This window comes from Streptomyces boluensis, from assembly GCF_009908195.1.
GTDB lineage: Bacteria > Actinomycetota > Actinomycetes > Streptomycetales > Streptomycetaceae > Streptomyces > Streptomyces boluensis.
The window spans coordinates 1-5,878 of record NZ_JAAAHS010000433.1 but is presented as its reverse complement, the minus strand read 5'-3'; the positions used below and the strand labels follow the sequence as shown (position 1 = coordinate 5,878).

Annotated in this window: 2 protein-coding genes and 2 pseudogenes; 2 read left to right on the top strand and 2 right to left on the bottom strand. The window is 71.1% G+C overall.

Annotated features, from left to right (window positions below; all coding sequences use genetic code 11):
- Both GUY60_RS32975 and GUY60_RS32970 read right to left on the bottom strand, forming a co-directional pair.
- On the bottom strand, positions 1-3,170 hold a 3,170-nt coding region (locus tag GUY60_RS32975; protein ID WP_161704593.1), incomplete at its 3' end, for an acetyl-CoA carboxylase family protein.
- A gap of 480 nt (positions 3,171-3,650) precedes the next feature.
- Entirely contained in the window at positions 3,651-4,865 is a 1,215-nt protein-coding gene (locus tag GUY60_RS32970; protein WP_161704591.1) for an RNA-guided endonuclease InsQ/TnpB family protein, read from the bottom strand.
- Between the two features lie 81 nt (positions 4,866-4,946).
- Here GUY60_RS32970 and GUY60_RS40105 point away from each other — a divergent pair.
- A pseudogene (locus tag GUY60_RS40105) lies at positions 4,947-5,042 on the top strand (IS200/IS605 family transposase); the annotation flags it as partial.
- A gap of 44 nt (positions 5,043-5,086) precedes the next feature.
- Positions 5,087-5,866 (top strand): annotated as a pseudogene (locus GUY60_RS32965) (FAD-dependent monooxygenase); the annotation flags it as partial.
- Between the last annotated feature and the right edge of the window lie 12 nt (positions 5,867-5,878).

Here is a 5,878-nt window from a genome sequence, read left to right as displayed (position 1 = left end):
CCGGTGATCCAGGCGCGGGTGGCGGCCGGGTCGATGACGTCGTCGAGTTCGAAGACGGTGGCCGCGTTGACGGCCTTGCCGCGGTCGTAGTGTTCGGCGACGAGTTCGTCGAAGGCCCGGCGGCGGGCCGACGGGTCCTCGATGGCGTCGAGTTCGCGCCGGTAGCCGAGGCGCACCGCGCCTTCGAGGCCCATGGGTCCGACCTCGCCGGTCGGCCAGGCGACGGTGGCTTCGGGGGTACGGAAGCCGCCGCCGACCATCGCCATCGCGCCGAGCCCGTACGCCTTGCGCAGGACGACCGCGAGCATCGGCACCTCCAGGTTGGCGCCGACCACGAAGAGGCGGCTGAAGTGCCGTACGGTCGCGGTCCGTTCGGCGTCCGGGCCGACCATGAAGCCGGGGGTGTCGCAGAGGGACACCACGGGCAGGCCGTGCGCGTCGCAGAGTTGCAGGAACCGCGCCAGTTTGTCGGCCGAGTCCGCGTCGATCGCCCCGCCGAGGTGCGCGGGGTCGTTGGCGATCAGGCCGAGCGGGCGGCCCTCGACCCGTACGAGGGCGGTGATGACGCTGCGGCCGAACTCGGAGCGCAGTTCGAGTACGGAGTCGTCGTCGGCGAGGATCCTGACCGCCTCGCGCACGTCGTACACCCGGACGCGGTTCTCGGGGACGACGTGCCGCAGGCGCCGTTGGTCGTCGCAGGTCCAGGTGTCCAACTGGCCCTGGAAATAGGAGAGATAGCGCCGTGCCGTGTCGACGGCGGCCGCCTCGTCCTCGACCAGGACGTCGACGACACCGTTGGCGACCTGCACGGGCATCGGGCCGACCTCCTCCGGCCGGTAGCGCCCGAGTCCGCCGCCCTCGATCATGGCGGGCCCGCCCATGCCGACCGTCGCGTCCCGGGTGGCGATGATGACGTCGCAGCAGCCGAGCAGCGCGGCGTTGCCCGCGAAGCAGCGGCCTGAGGCGATGCCGACGGAGGGCACGGTGCCGCTGAGCCGGCCCATCGCGGCGAACGTGGTGACGTCGAGCCCTGACGCCGTGTTGGAGTCGGTGTCGCCCGGCCTGCCTCCGCCGCCTTCGGCGAACAGCACGACGGGTATCCGCTGCCGCTCGGCGAGTTCGAGCATCCGGTCGGTCTTGTGGTGGTTGACGTAACCCTGGGTCCCGGCGAGGACCGTGTAGTCGTACGCCATCACGACGCACCGTGCCGCGTCCCCGAACCGGTCGCCGCCCACCCGGCCGATGCCGGTGACCATGCCGTCGGCGGGGGTGTGGGCGATCAGGTCGTCGAGGGTCCTGCGGCGCCGCTGGGCGGCGACGGTGAGCGCGCCGTACTCGACGAACGTGCCGGTGTCGCACAGGTCGTCGACGTTCTCGCGTGCCGTGCGGTGGCCGGTGGCGTGCCGTTTGGCGACGGCTTCGGGGCGGTTCTCGTCGAGTCCGACGGCGTGCCGCTCGACGACGGCAGCGAGGTCGGGGCGGATCGCGTCGAGGTCCAACTCGGCCTGGACAGACGCCTGTTCGGCCTGTTCCTCGCCGGGTTCGAGGCGTACGAGCAGCTCGGCCCCGTGCACGGTGTCACCGACGCGTACGCGCACCTCGCGGACGGTGCCCGAGACGGCGGCCGTGACGACGTGCTCCATCTTCATCGATTCGAGGACGACCAGCGGGGCCCCGGCGGCCACCTGGTCGCCGGTGGCGGCCGGGAGGGCGACGACGGTGCCGACGAAGTCGGCCCGCACCTCGGCGCCGCCCACGCTCAACTCACCGTCCCCCGTGGGCGGTTCAGGCAGCGCGTCGGGCAGCAGCGCGTCGAGGTGTTCGTCGACGAAGCGGGTGGTGGCCGTGCCCTGGCGGAACTCGGGGTGGCGCAGGATCGCGCGCAGTGCGGGGATGTTGGTGCCGGGCCCTTCGACGCGGAACTCGGCGAGGGTGGCGTCGGCCCGCTCCGCCGCCTGGTCGAGCCCACCGCGCGGGGTGGACACGACCACCTTGGCGAGCAGCGAGTCGTACCGGCCGTCGGCGACGAGTCCGGCGTGCCCGTGGGTGTCGACGCGCACGCCGGGCCCCGTGGGCACCTCGAAGACGTCGATCCTGCCCGTGGTGGCCCGCGCGGTGCCGTCGCGTTCGAGGCGTTCCAGGTTGACGCGGGCCTGTACGGCGACACCGCGCGGCGCCGGTATGTCGGCCTGGTTCAGGCAGAGTTCGTCGAGGGTGCGGCCGAGGGCGACCTCCAGCTGGGCGGCGACCAGGTCGACTCCGGTGACCTCCTCGGTCACGGTGTGCTCGACCTGGACGCGCGGGTTGGCCTCCATGAAGTACCAGCGGCCGGGGTCGCGGGAGTCGACCAGGAACTCGAAGGTGCCGAGGCCCCGGTAGTCGACGGCGGCAGCGAGCCTGCGGGCCGCGTCCAGGAGCGGGGTGCGCTCCTCGAGGCTGAGCGTGGTGCACGGCGCGACCTCGACCAGCTTCTGGTGCCGCCGCTGGATGGTGCACTCCCGGTCCCACAGGTGGCTGACCGCGCCGGTGCCGTCGCCGAGCACCTGCACCTCGACGTGGCGTGCGCTGTCCAGCAACTCCTCGACGTACAGCGCCCCGTCGCCGAAGGCCCGCTCGGCCTCGGAACGGCACCGCTCGAAGGCGTCGGCCAGCTCGTCGGGCCGCCGTACGACGCGCATGCCGCGGCCGCCGCCACCGGACACGGCCTTGACCAACACACCGGCGTCCGGGCCGAGTTCACCCATGAACACCTCCGCATCGGCCAGGGTGACCCCGGCCGCCGTGGCCCGCAGCACCGGCACGTCCTGCTCCTGGGCGAGGGCCCGAGCCCGCGCCTTGTCGCCGAAGCCGACGAGCACTTCGGGCGAGGGGCCGACGAAGGTCAGCCCCGCCTTGTGGCAGAGCCGCGCGAACTCGGCGTTCTCGCTGAGGAATCCGTATCCGGGGTGGACGAGGTCGCAGCCGGACCGCCGGGCCACCGCGACGAGTTGCTCGGCGTCGAGGTAGCCGTCGTCGCCGCTCAGCGCGTACGCCTCGGCGGCGAGCCGGACGTGCAGGGCCTCGCGGTCACCGGGGCCGTGGACCGCGACGGGGCGCAGCCCCAGCGACCTCGCGGCGCGGATGATGCGGACGGCGATCTCGCCACGGTTGGCGATCAGGACACTGCTCACGACAGGGGTTCTCCAGGTGCTGGCCGGGCCGCGGCGACAGGCGGCGGCTATCGCTGTAGCCACCACATACCACCCAGTCGGTACGCATGCTGCACTCCGCTCCTGAACAGCGTCAAGAGGTACTGACGGGTACGTCTTCGCGGCCTTACGTGGCACCACGCGCCACGCCCCGCCTCTCCCTCAACCCCCTTTCACAGGAGCCCTGTTGAGCCACTCAGGCCTGTTGCGCCCCTCCAGGCATGGGCGTAACGTTAATTTCGCTAGTCGAGTAGCGAATACGGCGGGTGGCGGGGGCGTCACGTGGCCGGTGCGTCGCGCGTTGGAGAGGAGCCGGATGTGACCCAGGCCCGGCGCGGGCGGCCGCGCGATCCGAAGGTGGACGAGCGTGTGCTGCGGATCGCGGCCGAGCTGATCTTCCGGCGCCGCGGGTACGGACGGCTGACCGTGACTCCTCCCCCTCCTGAAGGAGGGGGCTTCTCGCTATGCCGGGTTGGCGTCGCGACGGACCAGCCCGGCCCGTAGAACGTTCAGGGCGCCCACCGTGTCCGCGTGCGCGGTGTGGCCGCAGCTGACGCAGTGGAACTTCTCTTGTGTGGGCCGGTTCTCCGCGCTGACGTGCCCGCATTCGGGGCAGGTCCGGGAGGTGTTGCGGGGGTCCACGGCGATCACTTCCCGTCCGGCGCTCTCAGCCTTGGCGTACAGGATCGTCAGGAACACCCCCCAACCGGCATCATTGATCGACCTGTTGAGCCCGGCTTTGGCGGCGGCCCCGTTGGGCAGGAAGGTGCCAGGCTGTTCGGGGTCGGGCTTCCGCGCGGGGGCCTTGCTCATGTTGCGGATCTTGAGGTCTTCATGCGCGACGAAGTCGTGCGTACGGACCAGATCAAGGGCGGTCTTGTGTGCGTGGTCGAGACGCTGGCGACGCACCGTGCGATGCAGATCGGCAACCTTCTCAACGGCCCGCTGGTGATTGGCTGTTCGCTTGTCCCGACGAATCCGGGGAAAGCGAGCAAGGGCCTCCTGCGCGGCCTTGAGTTTCGCGGCGGCCCTCCGGCCATGGCGGGGATTGGGCACGTGCTCACCGTCGGAGGTGGTGAGGAAGTTGGCTATGCCCAGGTCGATACCGACCACACTGCCCGTCGCGGGCAGCGGCTCAGGCTGCACCTGCTCAGCCGTCAGGACCACGTACCAGCGCTTACCCTCACGCTTGACCGACACGGTCTTGACCTTGCCGACCACCGGGCGGTGCTGGTTGACCTTGACGTGCCCGACGCCTTGGAGACGGACGCGGGTGACCGGATCGTGTGGGGTGGAGTCCCAGCGGCAGCCGTCACCGTCCTTGGGGAAGTCCACCGTGTCGAACCAGTTCACCCCACGAAAGCGCGGATAACCCGGTGTGTCACCGGACTTGACCCGCCGGAAGAACCCGGCGAACGCCTTGTCAAGACGGCGCAACGTCGCCTGCTGCGAGCTGAAAGACCAACGCCCTTGCCGCTCGGGGTCGAACGCCCGGATCTCCTTGAGCTGGCCAGACTGCTGCCCGTACCTCACGCTCGTCCTGGAGACGTGCCGGTAAGCGTCGCGGCGTTCCTGCAACGCCCCGTTGTAGAGCGAGCAGTGATCGGCCAGCATCGCGCCCAACGCGGCCTGCTGGCCCACGGTGGGCCGCATCAGGAACTTGTACGCACGCATCACCCGACCCACCCCCGCCCAAGGTCATTTCGGCGATCATATGGTGTATTTCAGCCCGCTGGGAACCAAACTCCGATATCAGCATTCTGGTCCCGCCCCTACTTCGCCGGCTCCTGCGACGGCGCCCCGCTGACCGTGATCCGCCAGCACATCGAGGACCAGAAGCGGCCCGTGGGCTGAGGTCAACAGCGCGGACCCCTGCTCACAGTGCGGGTCAGAGCAGGCCTGAGCGCATCGAGCGAAAGGCCGGACGGCCCGAACTCCTCATCTCCCGGCCCTACTTGCTGGACACGCTCCTGGACGGGCTCGACGCCCTGGACGTACCGCGCCGGCTCGGCGTGAACGTCGACGACGTGGACCCGCTGCTCGCCGACAGTGACCTCGTGGTGGGCGCCGACGGGATCAACAGCGCGGTGCGCGGCGCGTCCTTCGGCGGGCGCAGCGGCCCGCGCCAGGTGGGGACGGTCGCGTGGATCGGCATCGCCGGGTTCGAGAGCGGGGTGTACGGCGAGACGTGGGGCAAGGGCCGGTTCTTCGGCATGACGCCGGTCGAGCCGGGCCGCACCAACTGGTACGCCACGGTGTCCGAGGCCACCACCGCCGAGCAGTTGCGCGACCACTTCGCCGACTGGCACGACCCCATCCCCCGCATCCTGCACGAGACCGACCCGAGCACCTGGATCCGGTACGAGATGCGGCACCTGTTCCCCGCGCTGCCGACCTTCGTGCACGGCGGGAAGGTCGCGCTCGTGGGCGACGCGGCGCACGCCATGACGCCCAACCTGGGCCAGGGCGCGTGCACGGCGATCCTGGACGCGGAGGCTCTGACCCGCGCTGTCGCCGAGCACACGGCGAGCGACCTGCCGGGCGCGCTGCGCGCCTACGACACGGAACGCCGCCGCAGCGCCCAGCGCATCGCGTTCGGCTCCCGCACCCTGCACCGGCTGATGTCCACCCACCGCACGGGCGCGCGCGACGCGGTGGTGCGGATGCTGCCGGGCTGAGGGGTTAGGGGC